The following is a 16,814-nucleotide window of genomic DNA, read 5'->3' as shown; positions in this document are numbered from 1 at the left end:
GGCACGTGGAACCGGGACGAAATGCGCTGCGAGGCAGGTCATTTCGGGGCAAACCGGCATGATAATGTAGGCTTTGCCCGAACCGCGACGGTTCCGGCGGTTATTTCCGCACTTCAGATCACACTCACACCCATGACCATCACCATCACACCCGCCGCCAACGAACGCATGCGTCAGTTCCTGGCCAATACGCCTGCTGCGGCCGGCGTACGTTTCGGCGTGAAGCGCACTGGCTGCTCCGGCTTCGCCTATGTGGTGGACCTGGCCGACGCCGTGACCGCCGACGACCAGATGGTGGAGGTCGATGGCGTGCGCCTGATCGTCGATCCCAAGAGTCTGCCCCTGGTGGACGGCACCGTGATCGACTTCCAGCGCCAGGGACTGAACGCCAGCTTCGTGTTCCACAACCCCAACGCCACCGGGGAATGTGGTTGCGGCGAGAGTTTCACCGTCGCCTGAGGCGCTGATACGGCCAGGGTCGCCCATTTAGGGTGGCCCCCTCCCCAATGATTTCAGTCGCTTGCGCTAACCACCTGCGCCCGCTTACAATTCCGCTTCTGTCCAGCCTGAAGAGGCCCGGACAGGACCTTGCCTCACCGTACCGACGGGAGGCTGCAAGGCCGCAAGGCCGCATCCACAAGGAGTTACCCAACAATGTCCCTGCGACATTACGAAGTTGTGTTCCTGGTCCACCCTGACCAGAGCGAGCAGGTCCCGGCCATGATCGAGCGCTACAAAGCGCTGATCGAAACCGACGGCGGCAAGATCCATCGCCTGGAAGATTGGGGCCGCCGCCAGCTGGCGTACCCGATCGTGAACCTGGCGAAGGCTCACTACGTCATGCTCAACATCGAAGTCAGCCAGAACGCGCTGAACGAGCTGGAGTCGGGTTTCCGCTTCAACGACGCCGTGCTGCGCCACCTGGTGGTCAAGCGCGACGAAGCTGATACCGAGCAGTCCTTCATCCTGAAGTCGAAGGAAAAGGATGACGCCAAGTCCTCGCGTCGCCGCGACGACGACAGTGATGGTGACGACCGCCCGCGTGGTGGCCGTGACGACCGCGACAACGATCGCGACAGCGACGACTGATCAGGAGCCCAGCCATGTCCAAGTTCTTCCGCCGCCGCAAGTTCTGCCGCTTCACGGCCGAAAAGGTCAAAGAGATCGATTACAAGGATCTCAACACCTTGCGCCAGTACATCACTGAGAACGGCAAGATCGTTCCCAGCCGCATCACCGGTACCAAGGCTCGCTACCAGCGTCAGCTGGCCATTGCTGTGAAGCGCGCGCGCTTCCTGGCGCTGCTGCCCTACACCGACAACCACGACGTCTGATCGAAACCACGCCCGGCCCCGGCCGGGCGTGGCGGTCAACCCTTCGGACAACCGTCCACGGCTGCGCCGGGCCACACCGGTGCTAACGAAAAGGAACCACCATGGAACTGATTCTTCTCGAAAAAGTCCGCAACCTCGGCAACCTGGGCGACAAGGTCAAGGTCAAGCCGGGTTACGGCCGTAACTACCTGCTGCCGCAGGGCAAGGCCGTGCCGATCAACGCCGCCAACCTCGAAGCCTTCGAGAAGCGCCGCGCTGAGTACGAAGCCAAGGCCAACAAGCAGCTGTCCGATGCCCAGGCCCGCCAGGCCAAGCTGGTTGATGTGTCGGTGACCATCGCCGCGCATTCCAGCCCGGAAGGCAAGCTGTATGGCTCGGTCGGTCCGCGCGAGATCTCCGAGGCCCTGCAGGCCATCGGTCATGACGTGCACAAGAACGAAGTGATCCAGGGCGAAGGCCCGATCCGCGCCACCGGCGAGTTCGATGTCGTGATCGCGCTGCACGCTGATGTGCAGAGCTCGGTCAAGGTGATCGTGGTCGGCGAGAAGTAAGCCGCACCCATCGCCTGCTTTGATCCAGACGGGCGCCCTCGGGCGCCCGTTTGCTTTGGTAGCAAGCGCGGTTTTATCCACCGCGACCCACAGCTTATCCACAGAGTTATTGTCTCGCCGCATGAGAAAACGCCGCGTATCCTCTGAGTCTGACGACCAACGTTGGTCGGACTCGCCCGCCACGTCGCGAGGAGACTCGATGTCCTTTGCACCCGATCGCAAGTCCGGCAACGCTGCCATTGAGGCGCTGCGTGTGCCGCCGCATTCCATCGATGCGGAACAGGCGGTGCTGGGCGGCCTGATGCTGGCCCCGGATGCGCTGGACAAGGTAGCCGACCGCCTCAGCGAGCAGGACTTCTATCGCAAGGACCATCGCCTGATCTGGCGCGCCATCACCGAGCTGGCGAACAAGGGTATGCCCTGCGATGCGGTGACCCTTGGCGACTGGTTCGAGGCCAACAGCCTGGCCGAGATGGTCGGCGGTGCGGCGTACCTGATCGAGCTGGCGAATGGCACGCCGAGCGCGGCGAATATCGCTGCCTACGCCGACATCGTGCGCGAGAAATCCATCCTGCGGCAGCTGATCGACGCTGGTGTCGAAACCACCGAGGACGGTTACCGCCCCGAGGGTCGGAGCGTGCAGGAGGTGCTAGAGAGTGCGGAGCAGCGCGTATTCAAGATTGCGGAGTCCGGCGCGCGCGGCAAGAAAGACACGGTCACCATGCGCGAGGCCGTCAAGGACGCCTTCCGCCTGCTGTCCGAGCGTTACGAGAATCGCGGCCAGCTCACTGGTATCTCCACTGGGTTCACCGATCTCGATGAACTGACTTCTGGCCTGCAGCCGTCGGACCTGATCATCGTCGCGGCGCGTCCGTCGATGGGCAAGACGGCGTTTTCGGTGAACATTGCCGAGTCCGCTGCGTTGCGCGGCAAAAAGGCGGTGGTGATCTTCTCGATGGAAATGTCGGCTTCGCAGCTGGCATTCCGTATGATTTCCTCGATTGGCCGCATCCATCAGCAGCATCTGCGCAATGGCGACTTGGCCGAAGAAGATTGGCCGCGCGTCACCAATGCCATCGCGATCCTGTCCGAGGCGAAGATCTTCATTGACGACACGCCCAGCCTCTCTCCGGTGGAAATGCGTTCGCGCTCGCGCCGCATCCATCGCGAGAACGGTGGCCTGGGTCTGATCGTGGTCGACTATCTGCAGCTGATGCAGGTGCCAGGCAACAAGGAAAACCGCGCGACCGAGATCTCCGAGATCTCGCGCTCGCTCAAGGGTCTGGCGAAGGAGCTCAACTGTCCGGTGATTGCGCTGTCGCAGCTCAACCGCTCACTGGAGCAGCGCGCCGACAAGCGTCCGATGATGTCCGACTTGCGCGAATCCGGCGCTATCGAGCAGGACGCGGACGTGATCATGTTTATCTACCGCGACGAGTACTACAACAAAGAATCGCCGGACAAAGGCCTGGCCGAGATCATTATCGGCAAGCAGCGTAACGGTCCCACCGACACGGTGAAGCTGACCTTCCTGGGTCACTACACCAAGTTCGAAAACTACGCGCCGGACTCCTTCGTCGGGGCTTTCGAGTAACGGCGCGGATCGTCGGGCAGGGGATACCTTGCCCGCAAATTTCCCTTGCCGCGCCATCTGCTCATCCGGCTCCGGTCCTAAGGTTGAAGGTAGACGGCGGCGAGGGCTGGTAACCTCTCGCGCTGTTTACGTTCGCCGGAGCCGTTGAACCTCGTCCGGCTTTCCCTTTGCTACGAAGCCGCCGCGATCCGCGTGACGCGACGAAACTGGAATCATGAGCCGCACTACCGTCGCCACCATCCATCTCGGCGCCTTGCGCCACAACCTCGCCCGCATCAAGGAGATGGCGGCGCCGGCCAAAGTGATGGCGGTGGTCAAGGCCGATGCCTATGGCCATGGACTGGAACGGGTGGCGCGTGCGCTCGACGGTGCGGCGGACGCTTTCGCCGTGGCGGCCCAGGGCGATGGCCTGCGTCTGCGTGCGGCGGGGCATCGCCAGCGCATTGTGGTGTTGTCCGGCCCCGATCGTGCCAGCGACATCGCCGAGATGCAGCGCCTGCAGCTCGATGCGGCAATCCATCACGAGTCGCAACTGCAATGGCTGGCCGAGGCTTCTCCGGCGCGCGGACTGCTGCGGGTCTGGTTGAAAGTGGACAGTGGCATGCATCGGCTCGGCTTTGCGCCGGAGCATGTGGCGGAGGTGTATGCACGGCTGGCGGCGATGCCGGGTATCGATCCGGAAATCGGCTTGCTGACGCATTTCTCCGAGTCGGAAGAGTTTGAAAGTACCGAGACGCCGGCTCAGATTCGCCGTTTCAGTGAAGCCACTACTGGCCTGAGCGGCCCTCGCGCGCTTTCCAACTCTGCCGGTGTGCTCGGTTGGCCCGAAGCGCGCGCCGACTGGGTGCGCACGGGTGGCTTGCTGTATGGCCTCTCGGTGGTGGCTGGCAAGACCGGGGCCGATTTCGGTTTTCGCCTGGTCATGACCCTGCAGACACGCCTGGTGGCGATCAATCACATCCGTCGCGGTGAGCGCATCGGCTACAACGGCATCTGGACCTGTCCGGAAGACATGCCGATCGGTGTCGCCGCCGTCGGCTATGGCGACGGCTATCCGCGCAGCGCAGTGTCCGGCACACCGGTGCTGGTCGGTGATCGGCGGGTGCCGTTGGTCGGTCGCGTCTCGATGGATCTGATCACGCTGGATCTGCGCGATGCGCCGCAAGCCAAGGTGGGCGACCGGGTGACGCTGTGGGGGCCGGAACTTCCGGTCGAAGACATCGCGGCGCAGGCCGGCACGATCTCCTACGACCTTACCTGCGGCATGACCAAGCGCGTGCTGTTCGTCGAAGACGAAAACTGACTTCGCACAGAGACTCCGCGTCTCGCGGTTTGCGATGGCGGCAGGCTAAGCTCGCCTTTTCCGTACGCAGGGAATCCCCATGGCCAAAGCCAAGACCGCCTATGTCTGCGCCGATTGCGGCGCGGAGCATTCGAAATGGCAGGGCCAGTGCATCGAATGCGGCGTCTGGAACACGCTGAGCGAATTCGTGGTGCAGCCTGCGGTGAAATCCGCCGGCGCCGCACGCAGCAGCAGCGGATATGCGGGCGCGGCAGCCGGGGCGCCCAAGATCACGCCGTTGACCTCGGTGGCGCTGACCGCGGAAATGCGCACGCTTACCGGTATTAGCGAGCTGGATCGCGTGCTGGGTGGTGGGCTGGTCGATGGTTCGGTGGTGCTGATCGGCGGCGATCCCGGCATCGGCAAATCGACCCTGCTGTTGCAGATGCTTGGCAAACTGGGTGAGCAGCTTCCCAGCGTTTACGTCACCGGCGAGGAATCGCTGGGGCAGGTGGCTGCCCGCGCTCAGCGCCTGGACTTGCCGCTGGGTCCGCTGCATGCGCTCGCCGAAACCTGCATCGAGCGCATTCTCGAGCAGGCGGTGGCGTCGCGTCCGCGCGTGCTGGTGATCGACTCCATCCAGACCATCTGGACCGAACTGCTTACGGCTGCACCGGGTTCGGTCAGCCAGGTGCGCGAATCGGCGGCCAAGCTCACGCGTTTCGCCAAGGAAACTGGCACGTCGGTGTTCCTCGTGGGGCATGTCACCAAAGAGGGTGGCATCGCCGGCCCGCGCGTACTGGAACACATGGTGGACGCCGTGCTGTATTTCGAAGGCGAGTCCGGCAGTCGTTTTCGTGTGCTGCGTGCATTCAAGAACCGCTTCGGCGCCGTGAACGAGCTCGGTGTGTTCGCCATGTCCGAGAAAGGGCTGCGCGAAGTGCCCAACCCTTCGGCAATTTTTCTCTCAGCGCATTCCGGTCCAACCTCAGGCAGCGCGGTGATGGTGACTCGCGAAGGCACGCGCCCGTTGCTGGTGGAAGTGCAGGCGCTGGTTGATCAGTCGTCGCTGGGTAATCCGCGTCGCGTGGCGCTGGGTCTTGAACAGAACCGCCTCGCGATGTTGCTGGCGGTGTTGCATCGGCACGGGGGCGTGGCTGCGTATGACCAGGACGTCTTCGTCAATGTTGTGGGCGGTATCCGTGTGCAGGAAACCGCGGCCGACTTGCCGGTGCTGCTGGCCGTGCTATCCAGCCTGCGTGATCGTCCGTTGCCGGAAAAGGCCGTAGCCTTTGGCGAAGTGGGTTTGTCAGGTGAGATCCGCCCGGTGCCGAACGGCGAAGAGCGTTTGAAGGAGGCCGCACATCACGGCTTCCAGCGGGCCATCGTGCCGAAGGCGAACGCACCCAAGAAAGGCCGCGTGGGGGATATGGAAGTGGTCGGTGTGGAGCGTCTTTCGCAGGCCATCGACGCAACGCGATAGGTTCATATCGAATGCCAGGCGCGCAGCATGCCGCGCGTGGAATTCATGTGAATTCTGAAACTTTTCGGACGTGCATATTCGTCGACTCTTCGGCGCCGGATATCCGATTATCGGGCTGTGCAATAGATCAACGTCGCCGGCCCGGGCCACTGTCAGCATCGCCGCTCCCGTGCGTGACAACGCACTTATCAAGGAGAGCGACATGCGGATTTTGTTTCTGTGCACTCGCCACAACGGATTGTCCCAACGCGCCCAGGTCGAGTTGGAAGAACTCGGGCATCACCTCGATATCGCTGAGGTAAGTCACGGTTCGCAGATGGAAGCGGCGGCGCAACGTTTTCGTCCGGAGCTGATCATCGCACCGATGCTCAAGTCCGCCATTCCTGGCAGTGTGTGGCGCAAATACACTTGCTTGATCGTGCATCCCGGCATTCCAGGCGATCGCGGGCCTTCGGCACTGGATTGGGCCTTGCTTGAAGGCGAACCTTCATGGGGTGTGACAGTACTGGAGGCGCGCGAGGAAATGGACGGCGGGCCGATCTGGGCGCACCAGGAATTTCCGTTGCGCGAGGCTAGCAAGAGCGCAATCTACCGACGCGAAACCACCGATATCGCCATGCGCGCGATCCATGAAGCACTGGAACGATTCCAGGCAGAGCACCGTCCGCCTTTTGGCGCCTATATCCCGGCGGCCAGCGGACGCGAACGGCCGCCGTGCCGGCAGGCGGATCGTCAGATCGATTGGGATGCATCCGTGGAGCGCGTGTTGCGACACATCCGTTCCGCCGACAGTGCGCCCGGTCTACAGGCCACGCTTGCTGGCATCAAGGTACGTCTCTATGGCGCGCATCCCGAAGGGCGCCTGCGTGGCAAGCCCGGCGAACTACTGGCGAAGCGCGATGATGCGGTATGCGTTGCCTGTGGCGACGGTGCGTTGTGGATCAGTCATCTGCGCCGCCGTCAGGGGCTACGCCCGGACGATCCGCGATACGACATCAAGTTGCCGGCCACCCAAGTGCTAGCGGATCGGCTCGGTGATGTGCCTAAGCGCACCCTCGCTCCCCATGCACGGCCTTCGGTGCCGACTTGGCAACCGATCCGCTATCGCGAGCAAGGACACAACGGCTATCTGTCCTTCGATCTGATGAATGGTGCGATGAGCACCGTTGTGCTGGAGCGCATGTTGGCGGCGTATCGGCATGCGCGCGCGCGGCCCACACGTACTCTCGTGCTGTGCGGTGGTGAGGATTTCTGGTCCAACGGCATCGACCTCAATGCGATCGAGGCCGCGGCGGATCCGGCACAGGAATCGTGGAACAACATCCTGGCCATGAACGCGCTGGTGCGCGAGATCGTGCTGACTGACGACAAGCGGACGGTTTCGCTGATGCGCGGCAATGCAGGTGCGGGTGGCGTGATCCTGGCGCTGGCGGCGGATCGCGTCTACGCGCGGGAAGGCATCGTGCTTAATCCTCACTACAAGGGCATGGGCGGTCTGTACGGTTCGGAGTATTGGACCTACCTGTTGCCGAAGCGCGTGGGCGATACAGCGGCGCGATTGTTGACGGAATCCCTGCAGCCCTTGGGTACGGCACGCGCGCAGCGTATCGGCCTGCTCGATGGCGTCGTGTCGGGGGAGGGCGTATTTGAAGCTCTCGACGCGGAATTGGCGCCGGGTAATGAGGTGCGTCTGTGGCGCAAGACGCTCTCCGATAAAGCCGAGCATCGGCGCGACGATGAGCAGAGCAAACCGCTGGCGCGTTACGCCGAAGAAGAGCTGGCAGAGATGCAGCGCAATTTCTTCGGGCCGGATCCGGCCTATCACCTGGCCCGCCGCGCTTTTGTGCGCAAGCAGGAAGTTGCCGTAGATGGCATGGCAGCCGAGCGCGCCTGAGCGTGCAGGCATGGCTGCCGTCGACTCAGGTCGGCGGCAGCGCCATGAAGGCAGGCAACTGCTCCGCGCGCGCTGACAATGCGGCAAGCGCGGGATGGCGCGCCGTGGTGATTAACTCGGGCTGCATAAGCTGGGTAAAGCCCCAGGCCACGGCCACGGTGATATCTGCCTGGGTCAGGGTCTCGCCAACCAGCCAGCCGTGGCGGCCGGTGGCTTCCTGTTCCAGTGCTGCGTACGCCGAGGCGAGTTGGCCTTCGACGCGGCTCAGCCAGCTGGGGTCGCGATGGTTCTCGTCGCGTTTGCCTTCATAGACGATCTGCACACTCTTTTCGCAGGCGGTCAGCGCGAGTCCGAGCAGGCGCAGTGCGCGTAGGCGTGCCGTGGGTTCGCCTGGCATCAGGCTGGCGCCGGTGCCGATGGATTCTGCCCAGTCGATGATCATCGACGAATCCACCATCTGCCAGCCTTCATCGCCGATCAGCGTGGGCGCTTTCACCAGAGGGTTGATCGACTGGAATTCGCTGAAGTTGCGGAACACCGACAGCGACAGGTGTTCGAACGGAATGCCTTTCAGCGTCAGCGTGATCGCCGCGCGGCGGACAAAGGGCGAGTCGAGCATGCCGATCAGTTTCATGAGGACTCCTGCACTGTCAGGAAGAGATCAGGCCGTGCGATGAAGGATCAGTTCCAGCACGGCCTTGGTGCCGAAGAACGCTAGCAGCAGCACGCCCATGCCGATCAGGGTGAGATTCACTGCGCTGCGTCCGCGCCAGCCGTAGCGCCAGCGTCCGAATAGCAGCGCGCCGAACACCAGCCAGGCGATGATCGAAAGCACGGTCTTGTGGATCAGGTGCTGGCCGAACAGGTCGCCTACGAACAGCGCGCCGGTGATGAGCGTCAGCGTAAGCAGCAGGAAGCCGGCGCCGATCAGGCGGAACAGCAATGTTTCCGTCAGCGTCAGCGGTGGCAGGGCTCGCAGCCACGGGCCGAACTGGCGATGGCGCAGAGCGCGCTCCTGTACTGCCAGCAGGATGGCCAGTACGGCGGCGATCGACAGCACGCTGAAGGCCAGCAGGGCCACCGTCACATGCAGCTTGATCTGCCAGTCCAGCGCGAGTGGCGCGGTGGTGGGGGCGAGGTAGCTGTCTGCCGCCAGCAGCAGTGCGGTGAGCGGAAATACGATCACCCCGAGCGCGGCGACCGGGCGGGTCATGTTTACCAGCAAGGTAAGCGCCGAGACCACGCAGGCGACCAGCGACAAGGCGGCGAAGAAATGCAGATCCACCGCCCCGCGATGCATGCCGAGCAGAATGCCCGCATGGATCAGCACGGCCGCGCCGGCCAACCCTAGTGCCGATTTGTTCAGCGGCTGTCCGCCGCCCAGTAGCGGCCGCGCGAGGCCTCCCGCGGCAGCGAGATAGAGCGTGATGGCGAGCAGGGCGAAGAGCTGAATGGTCATGACTCGGCAGTGTCGCATAGCGCCTGAGTTCAGGTGAATGCGGTATGGCACAGACTCAGCGGCGCTCTCCGCTATACTTGTCCGCTTTCCACCTGCCGTACTCCGCCATGTTCGAGTCGCTCAGCCAACGCCTTTCCGCCACCGTCAACCGCTTGCGCGGCCGTGGACGGCTGACCGAGGAGAACATCCGCGAGGCGCTACGCGAGGTGCGCATCGCCTTGCTCGAGGCCGATGTGGCGCTGCCAGTGGTGCAGGCGCTGGTCGAGCGCGTGAAGGTGCGCGCAGTAGGCCAGGAAGTGCTCAAGAGCCTGAGCCCGGGCCAGGCCCTGGTGAAGGTGGTCAGTGACGAGCTGACCGCTGTGATGGGTACGGTCAATACCGAACTGAATCTGGCCCAGCAGCCGCCGGCAGTGGTGTTGATGGCGGGCCTGCAGGGTGCCGGTAAAACCACCACCGTCGCCAAGCTGGCGCGGTTCCTCACCGAGCGCAAGAAAAAGAAAGTGATGGTGGTGAGCTGCGACGTGTACCGTCCGGCTGCCATCGAACAGTTGCGTACGCTGGCGGAACAGGTTGACGTGAAGTTCTTCCCGTCGGAAGCCGGCCAGAACCCGGTGGACATCGCGAAGAACGCCATCGCTGCCGCGCGCCGCGAAGTGGTTGACGTGCTGCTGGTGGATACCGCCGGCCGTCTGCACGTGGACGAAGCGATGATGGCGGAGATCAAGGCGCTGCATGCCGCGATCACGCCGGTCGAGACCCTGTTCGTGGTCGACTCCATGACAGGCCAGGATGCGGCCAACACCGCCAAGGCCTTCGCCGAAGCGCTGCCGCTCACCGGCGTGGTGCTGACCAAGACCGATGGTGACGCCCGTGGCGGTGCTGCACTGTCGGTGCGCTATGTCACCGGCCGTCCGATCAAGTTTCTCGGCGCTGGTGAGAAAACCGACGCGCTGGAGCCGTTCCATCCGGACCGCGTGGCTCAGCGCATCCTCGGCATGGGTGACGTGTTGTCGCTGGTGGAAGAAGTCGAGCGCAAGGTCGATCAGGAGAAGGCGCAGAAGCTGGCCGAGAAGGTCATCAAGGGCAAGCGCTTCGATCTCAACGATATGCGCGACCAGCTGGAGCAGATGTCCAACATGGGCGGCCTGGCCGGCCTGATGGACAAGCTGCCCGGGGTCTCCAATCTGCCCGATAATGTGAAATCCAAGGTCAACGACGGCGAGATCAAGCGCATGGTCGCGATCATCGGCTCGATGACCAAGAAAGAACGTCGTCACCCGGATCTGCTGAACGGCTCGCGCCGTGCCCGTGTGGCGCGCGGTTCGGGCACCCAGCCGGCCGATGTGAACCGTCTGCTCAAGCAGTACATGCAGATGGAAAAAATGATGTCCAAGCTCTCCAAGGGCGGCACCAAGGGTCTGCTGCGGCAGATGCGTGGCGCCATGAAGGGTATGGGCGGCATGGGTGGACTGCCGCCGATGCGGTAATCCTGGGCGGGGAGAAGGGCTGGTTCAGCGCCAAATGCCCGTTCCCTATTCCCTTTTCCTCAAATTTGGTTAAAATGCCGCGTTTACCGCGCCCGTGCTCGGGCGTGCTGCCGGCGCTTCCGGCAATTCTGGAGCTTTTACTTATGGTCAAGATTCGTCTTTCGCGCGGCGGCGCCAAGGGCCGTCCCTTCTACCACGTCATCGTCACGGACTCGCGCAGTGCGCGTGACGGCCGCAACATCGAGAACGTGGGCTTCTACAACCCGGTCGCGGCAGGCAAGGACAAGCGCCTTGAGCTGAACGTCGCCCGCGTCCAGGAATGGGTGTCCAAGGGTGCCCAGCTGAGCGACAAGGTCGCCGCACTGGTGAAGGAAGCCGGCAAGCAGCAGGCTGCCTGAGTATGACGGCAGCCGGTCGGCGCGTCCTGGTCGGACGCATCGTCGGGCTGTACGGCCTGCAGGGCTGGCTCAAGGTCGAATCCTGGACCGAGCCCCGCATGCAGATCTTCCACTACCAACCCTGGCTGCTCAGTGCGGCGCCGGGTACGGAAACGGAGATCAAGGGAGTCAAGGGTCGCACGCAGGGCAAGGGCATCGTCGCCTATCTGCCTGGGGTGGAAGATCGTGATACGGCAGCAGCGCTGGTGGGGCAGGACATCTATGTCACCCGCGAGCAGTTGCCGCCTCCCGGCAAAGATGAGTATTACTGGGTCGATCTCGAGGGTCTTGAGGTCGTCACCATCGACAACGTGGCATTGGGGCGGGTCACTCATGTGTTCGCCACCGGGGCCAACGACGTCGTGGTAGTAAGGGACGGCGAGCGCGAGCGGCTGATTCCCTTCGTCCAGGGTTCTTACGTGCGTTCGGTGGATCTGTCCGGCGGGCGCATGGTGGTGGACTGGGATCCTGAATTCTGACGGCGGTTACGCCGCAGCTGGAGTTTGAGGGTCATGCGCTTCGACGTCGTTACGCTGTTTCCCGACTTCGTGCGCCAGTGCGCCTCCGTTGGTGTCGTTGGGCGCGCACAGCAGCGCGAGTTGCTACAGGTGGAAACCTGGAACCCGCGCGACTACGCCACTGACAACTACCGCACCGTGGACGGCCGCACTTGTGGCGGCGGACCCGGGATGGTGATGCTGATCGAGCCTTTGCGCGCCGCTCTCAAGGCAGTGCGCGAAGCGGCACCGGAACCGGTGCATGTGATTTATCTCAGCCCGCAAGGCGCGCGGCTGACGCAAGGTAGGGTTGAAGCGCTGGCGAAACTGCCGCGGATCGCTCTGCTTTGTGGGCGTTACGAAGGTGTGGACGAGCGTTTGCTGGCGTACGAGGTCGACGAAGAGCTGTCGATCGGCGATTATGTGCTGTCCGGTGGCGAGCTGGGTGCCGCGGTGATTATCGATGCCGTGGGCCGCTTGCAGGAGGGCGCGCTGAACGATGCGCAGTCGGCCCAGCAGGATTCGTTTTCGGACGGGTTGCTGGACTGTCCGCACTATGCGAAACCGGTGCATGACGCACTGGGTGACGTACCGGAGGTGTTGCTTTCCGGTGACCACGCGGCGATTCGCCGCTGGCGCTTGAAGCAATCCCTGGGGCGGACCTGGTTGCGGCGTCCGGATCTCTTGGTGCAACGCACGCTGGATGCGGAATCCAGGGCGTTGTTGGATGAATTCCGTCGCGAGCATACGCGGCAAAACGATGCGGCCGAACCATGACCGCAGCAATTGAAATCAAACAGGTGTTGCCATGAACAAGATCATCGAACAGTTCGAAGCCGAGCAGATCACCCGCCAGCTGCCGGAATTCGGCCCTGGCGACACCGTGGTGGTCAACGTGAAGGTGAAGGAAGGTAACCGCGAGCGCGTCCAGGCGTTCGAAGGTGTCGTCATCGCCAAGCGCAGCCGCGGCCTGCATTCGGCCTTCACAGTGCGCAAGATCTCGCACGGTACCGGCGTGGAGCGCGTGTTCCAGGCGCACAGCCCGGCCATCGATTCGGTCCAGGTGAAGCGCAAGGGCAAGGTGCGCGGCGCCAAGCTGTACTACCTGCGTGGTCTGGAAGGTAAGGCTGCCCGCATCAAGGAAGACATCGCTGCCGTGGCCGCCAACAAGGCCAAGGCCGCTGCTGCCGCCAAGTAATCCGGCGCCAGTTGAAGGCTCGTCAAGAACCCCGCGGATGCATGCATCCGCGGGGTTCTGCGTTTGAGCGCGAATAAAACCGTGTAGGAGCGCACCCCGGGGTCGAGTCCGGGGCAGGCTCTGTGCGCGAAAGCCCTGCGCAGCAGGGCTCGTGTTTCTGCTCGTTACGGAAAAGCGCGGCCCTGACGGGCCGTTTCACTCGGGCAATCCATGGCCCTCGCCACTTGGGCGGCTGACGCCTGCAAACCGGCATCGTGCCGGTTTGTCGCGCACAGAGCCTGCCCCGGACTCGACCCGGGGGTGCGCTCCTACGGTGTGATCAGCAGCCGCTGCGGTTCTTGCAGGAAATTACCCTGCACGAAGTCGACGCCGCAGGCGAACAGCAGCGATGTGCTGGCGGCATCCTCCACCCACTCGGCAATCGTCAGGCGGTTGATCTCGCGCGCCTGCCGGCATAGTTCGGCCACTTTCTTCTGGCTCTCGGGCTGCTGCGGCAGGTTGGCCATGTAGCTGCGATCGATCTTCAGATAGTCCGCATCGATGTGGTTGAGCAGCTGGAACGAATTGAGGCCGGAGCCGAATTGCTCCAAGGCAAACTGACCGCCCAGCTGTTTCCACGCACGCACAAACTCCTGTGCCGGGCGCAGTGAGGTCACCACCTTGCTCTCGGTCATCTCCAGCACCATACGGCCGTGCTTGAGGTTGGCCTGCTTGAGGCGTGCACCCAGCCACGGCAGCAGCTGATCGTCCTGCAGCGAGCCGGCGGTGAGCTTGACGAAGAAGGTGGTGGGCGAACCGAAGCGTTCGCGTGCGGCAAGCGCCTGGATGGTCTGGTTGAGCACCCAGCGGTCGATCGCCGGCGTGAGGTTGTACTTCTCGGCGATCGGCATGAAGAAGCCGGGCAGCACTTCACCCTGCGGGCCGTTGAGGCGCAACAGGATTTCCGAGAACTCGCCCTCAGCGTCCTGCAGGCTGATGGTGTGCTGGTGATACAGCACGAAATCGTCCTGGCTCAGCGCCTGCTTCAGCAGGTCCAGCCAGTAGCGTTCGCGTTCCGCGTCGGCCTTTTCGCGCGCGGAAGGGTCGTGCAGGTCGCTGCGATTGCCGCCCTGGCTCTGGGCGTTGCGCAGGGCCTGGTTGGCTTGGTCCAGCAGCAGCTCGGTATTGGCGTTCTTCTCGCCCAGCAGACTGCCGCCGATGCTGGCGGCGACGGTGAGCGAGCGGGTGCCGACGTCGAAGATGCCGTTGGCGATGCTGGCCTGCAGATTGGCGATCCACTCCTTGATGCCTTCGTCGTTACGCGAATGCAGGATCACGCCGACGGTGTGCTCAGCGAGCAGGCCGGCGGTATCTTCAAGGCCCAGCAGAGCGTTGATGCGCGCAGCGAAAGCCGCCAGCAGTTCGTCGGCCTTGCCCAGGCCGATGCCGGAGACAATGGTCTGCCAGTTGTCGGGTTCGATCAGTAGCAGCGACTGGCCCTTGGTGCCTTCGGTGGCGGCAGCCACCGCCTGGTCCACGCATTCGAGCATGCGCGCGCGGTTGAACAGGCCGGTGACCGGGTCGCGCTGCAACTGCTCAAGCATCCCCGGGTCTACCTGCTGGCGGCGGAACACGATCTGCAGGCAGGGTTCGCTTTCGAAGGTCGCGTGAGTGAACTCCACTGTAGCTTTGAAGCTGCTGGCGTCCGCACGGCGAGCCTGTAGTTCGAGCCGATTGGCTGACTTCTCGCCGCGTGACAGGCTCTTGAGCGTGGCCTTGAATTCATCGGCGTCAGTCGAGCCGATCATGTCCAGCACGGGCAGGCCGAGCAGATCGTCGAACTCGCTGTAGCCGAACGTATCCAGATAAGCCTGGTTTGCGCGCACGTGCATGCCTTCATGGACATACGCGATGGCGTCAGTAGAGGAGTCGAGCAAAGCGTCGCAGCGCCGCTCCGATTCGCGCAGCGCGGTTTCCAGGCGACGCAACTGGCGGCGGGTATTGAGCGATTCGAACTCACGCTGGATTACCGCCATCAGCTGACGCGGCTGGGGGCGCAGGCCGATGCTGCGGACGCCGCCCGCAAACAGATCGGCGACGCTGCTGTTGTCTGTCTGGGACACCAGCGCGATCAGCGACATGTCGCGGCCGTGTGCGTCCAGCAGGCGCACCACTTGCGGCAGATCCAGCGAGCCGATCGACGGATCGAACAGCACAATGTCCGGCCCCAGTTCATCGAGTGCGGCCTGTACCTGCTCCGCACTAGTGGCGCGCGCAGGACGTACGGCAATGCCGTTGTTGCGCAGCAGGCTGATGATTTGTTCTGCGTCTTCGACCGACTTTTCGATGAAAAGGATCTTGATGACCAGATCTGTCTTCGTTGGCACGTTGCGCTTTCCCCCAAAACGAGCAGTGCCGGCACCGCGTATGCGCGAGCAGCACCGCTTAGGGGTTTTAACGGATTCCGATGACAACTGCCAGCGGAAATATCCCTAGAGTGACGCGCCGCTCATCGGTTGCCGGAGCTCCGCCTAAAGAGGGCGCTTGGAAGCGTCCCCGCCCACTTCGCGCACCAGCTTGGGTACCAGGTAGCCGGGCAGACGATGGCGCAGCGATTCCAGCAAGTCCAGCGCGCGTTCGTCGCTCACCTCGAAATGCGCCGCGCCCTGCACACGATCGAGCTGGTGCAGGTAGTAGGGCAACACGCCGGCCGCGAACAGGCGCTCGGAAAGTGCTTCCAGCGTGTCGGCGTCGTCGTTGATTTCACGCAGCAGTACCGATTGGTTGAGCACGGTTGCGCCGGCGTCTCGCAGGCGGGCGCAGGCGGCGTCCACACCGGCGTCGAATTCATTGGCGTGGTTGGCGTGCAACACCATTACTTTCTGCAGAGGCAGGGCGGCCAGCCAGTCTTCAAAGGCGCCATCGACGCGTTCCGGCAACACCACGGGCAGTCGGGTGTGGATGCGCAGGCGCGTGACATGCGGAATAGCAGCCAATCCATGGCTCAGCTCTTCCAGCTTGGCGGTGGCGAGGGAGAGCGGGTCGCCGCCAGAGAGGATCAGTTCGCTGATGGACGGATCCTGGCTCACATGCTCCAACGCCTTCCGCCACTGGCCTGCCGCGGCCATCTCGTCGCCGTAGGGGAAATGCCGGCGGAAACAGTAGCGGCAGTTGATGGCGCAGCTGCCGCTGGCGATCAGCAGGGCGCGGCCCTGATACTTGTGCAGCACGCCCTGTGCCGAGCGCGAAGCCATGTCGCCGACGGCATCGCGGCTGAAGCCCTCGGCCTCATCCAGCTCGGCTAGCTGCGGCAGCACTTGCAGCAGCAGCGGGTCGCGCGGATTGCCAGGCCGCATGCGGGCCACGAAGCCGCGCGGTACACGCAGGGCGAAGCCTGCGTCGCCAGCGGGGAGGCGATCAGCCAGATGCCCCAGGTGCAGCAACTGCAACAATTCGCGTGCATCGGTGACCGACTCGCGCCAGAGTTGACGCCAGTCGGCTCCGGGCGGTGATAGGCGGGCGATGGGGCTTGCGGTTATCATAGGGGGTCTTAAATCGGGCCTAAGGGTCCGGTAACTTCCTATTCTAGCCGCCCGCCGGCGGCGTCACATCTGGAGCA

Annotated in this window: 17 protein-coding genes; 13 read left to right on the top strand and 4 right to left on the bottom strand. The window is 63.4% G+C overall.

The window, feature by feature from the left end; translation table 11 throughout:
* Positions 1–132: 132 nt before the first annotated feature.
* From BM338_RS09230 to BM338_RS09195, 8 genes are all read left to right on the top strand, one after another.
* Positions 133–459, top strand: a complete 327-nt coding sequence (locus BM338_RS09230) for a HesB/IscA family protein (protein ID WP_090450592.1) — start codon at positions 133–135, stop codon at positions 457–459.
* A 195-nt stretch (positions 460–654) separates the two neighbouring features.
* Entirely contained in the window at positions 655–1,089 is a 435-nt protein-coding gene (gene rpsF, locus BM338_RS09225) for a 30S ribosomal protein S6 (protein WP_090450591.1), read from the top strand.
* Between the two features lie 14 nt (positions 1,090–1,103).
* Positions 1,104–1,334: a 30S ribosomal protein S18 gene (rpsR, locus tag BM338_RS09220; protein WP_090450590.1), complete on the top strand. Its 231-nt coding sequence runs from the start codon at positions 1,104–1,106 to the stop codon at positions 1,332–1,334.
* Between the two features lie 101 nt (positions 1,335–1,435).
* A complete protein-coding gene (gene rplI / locus BM338_RS09215; protein WP_090450589.1) occupies positions 1,436–1,885 on the top strand; it encodes a 50S ribosomal protein L9 in 450 nt (149 codons plus the stop codon).
* Between the two features lie 199 nt (positions 1,886–2,084).
* Positions 2,085–3,479, top strand: a complete 1,395-nt coding sequence (locus tag BM338_RS09210; RefSeq protein ID WP_090450588.1) for a replicative DNA helicase — start codon at positions 2,085–2,087, stop codon at positions 3,477–3,479.
* Positions 3,480–3,693: 214 nt separating this feature from the next.
* Positions 3,694–4,782 (top strand): alanine racemase, encoded by a 1,089-nt coding sequence (alr, locus tag BM338_RS09205; protein WP_090450587.1) that lies wholly within the window; start codon positions 3,694–3,696, stop codon positions 4,780–4,782.
* Positions 4,783–4,861: 79 nt separating this feature from the next.
* Positions 4,862–6,244 carry a DNA repair protein RadA gene (gene radA / locus BM338_RS09200; RefSeq protein ID WP_090450586.1) on the top strand — a complete coding sequence of 461 codons (1,383 nt, stop codon included), beginning with the start codon at positions 4,862–4,864 and terminating at the stop codon, positions 6,242–6,244.
* A 202-nt stretch (positions 6,245–6,446) separates the two neighbouring features.
* Entirely contained in the window at positions 6,447–8,138 is a 1,692-nt protein-coding gene (locus BM338_RS09195; RefSeq protein ID WP_090450585.1) for a hydrogenase maturation protein, read from the top strand.
* 25 nt (positions 8,139–8,163) lie between these two features.
* Here BM338_RS09195 and BM338_RS09190 read toward each other — a convergent pair whose 3' ends face one another.
* Together BM338_RS09190 and ccsA are read right to left on the bottom strand one after the other, a co-directional pair.
* Positions 8,164–8,772: a glutathione S-transferase gene (locus BM338_RS09190; protein WP_090450584.1), complete on the bottom strand. Its 609-nt coding sequence runs from the start codon at positions 8,770–8,772 to the stop codon at positions 8,164–8,166.
* Between the two features lie 27 nt (positions 8,773–8,799).
* Positions 8,800–9,597, bottom strand: coding sequence for a cytochrome C assembly family protein (ccsA, locus tag BM338_RS09185; RefSeq protein WP_090450583.1), 798 nt, complete (start codon positions 9,595–9,597; stop codon positions 8,800–8,802).
* A gap of 107 nt (positions 9,598–9,704) precedes the next feature.
* On the opposite strand from ccsA, the gene ffh reads away from it, so the two are divergent.
* From ffh to rplS, 5 genes are all read left to right on the top strand, one after another.
* Positions 9,705–11,084 carry a signal recognition particle protein gene (ffh, locus tag BM338_RS09180; protein ID WP_090451227.1) on the top strand — a complete coding sequence of 460 codons (1,380 nt, stop codon included), beginning with the start codon at positions 9,705–9,707 and terminating at the stop codon, positions 11,082–11,084.
* 143 nt (positions 11,085–11,227) lie between these two features.
* On the top strand, positions 11,228–11,482 hold the full coding sequence (gene rpsP / locus BM338_RS09175) for a 30S ribosomal protein S16 (RefSeq protein WP_090450582.1): 255 nt from the start codon (positions 11,228–11,230) through the stop codon (positions 11,480–11,482).
* A gap of 2 nt (positions 11,483–11,484) precedes the next feature.
* Positions 11,485–12,000, top strand: a complete 516-nt coding sequence (rimM, locus tag BM338_RS09170; protein WP_090450581.1) for a ribosome maturation factor RimM — start codon at positions 11,485–11,487, stop codon at positions 11,998–12,000.
* Between the two features lie 33 nt (positions 12,001–12,033).
* Positions 12,034–12,795 (top strand): tRNA (guanosine(37)-N1)-methyltransferase TrmD, encoded by a 762-nt coding sequence (gene trmD, locus BM338_RS09165; protein WP_090450580.1) that lies wholly within the window; start codon positions 12,034–12,036, stop codon positions 12,793–12,795.
* Positions 12,796–12,826: 31 nt separating this feature from the next.
* Entirely contained in the window at positions 12,827–13,216 is a 390-nt protein-coding gene (rplS, locus tag BM338_RS09160) for a 50S ribosomal protein L19 (RefSeq protein ID WP_090450579.1), read from the top strand.
* A 308-nt stretch (positions 13,217–13,524) separates the two neighbouring features.
* On the opposite strand, the gene BM338_RS09155 is transcribed toward rplS, so the two are convergent.
* Positions 13,525–15,582 carry an EAL domain-containing response regulator gene (locus tag BM338_RS09155; protein WP_177229281.1) on the bottom strand — a complete coding sequence of 686 codons (2,058 nt, stop codon included), beginning with the start codon at positions 15,580–15,582 and terminating at the stop codon, positions 13,525–13,527.
* Between the two features lie 144 nt (positions 15,583–15,726).
* On the bottom strand, positions 15,727–16,737 hold the full coding sequence (gene epmB, locus BM338_RS09150; RefSeq protein ID WP_090450578.1) for an EF-P beta-lysylation protein EpmB: 1,011 nt from the start codon (positions 16,735–16,737) through the stop codon (positions 15,727–15,729).
* Between the last annotated feature and the right edge of the window lie 77 nt (positions 16,738–16,814).

Source organism: Dyella sp. OK004 (genome assembly GCF_900114495.1).
Taxonomy (GTDB): domain Bacteria; phylum Pseudomonadota; class Gammaproteobacteria; order Xanthomonadales; family Rhodanobacteraceae; genus Dyella_D.
The sequence above is the reverse complement of the archived record's forward strand: the minus strand, read 5'-3'. Positions and strand labels throughout refer to the sequence as shown.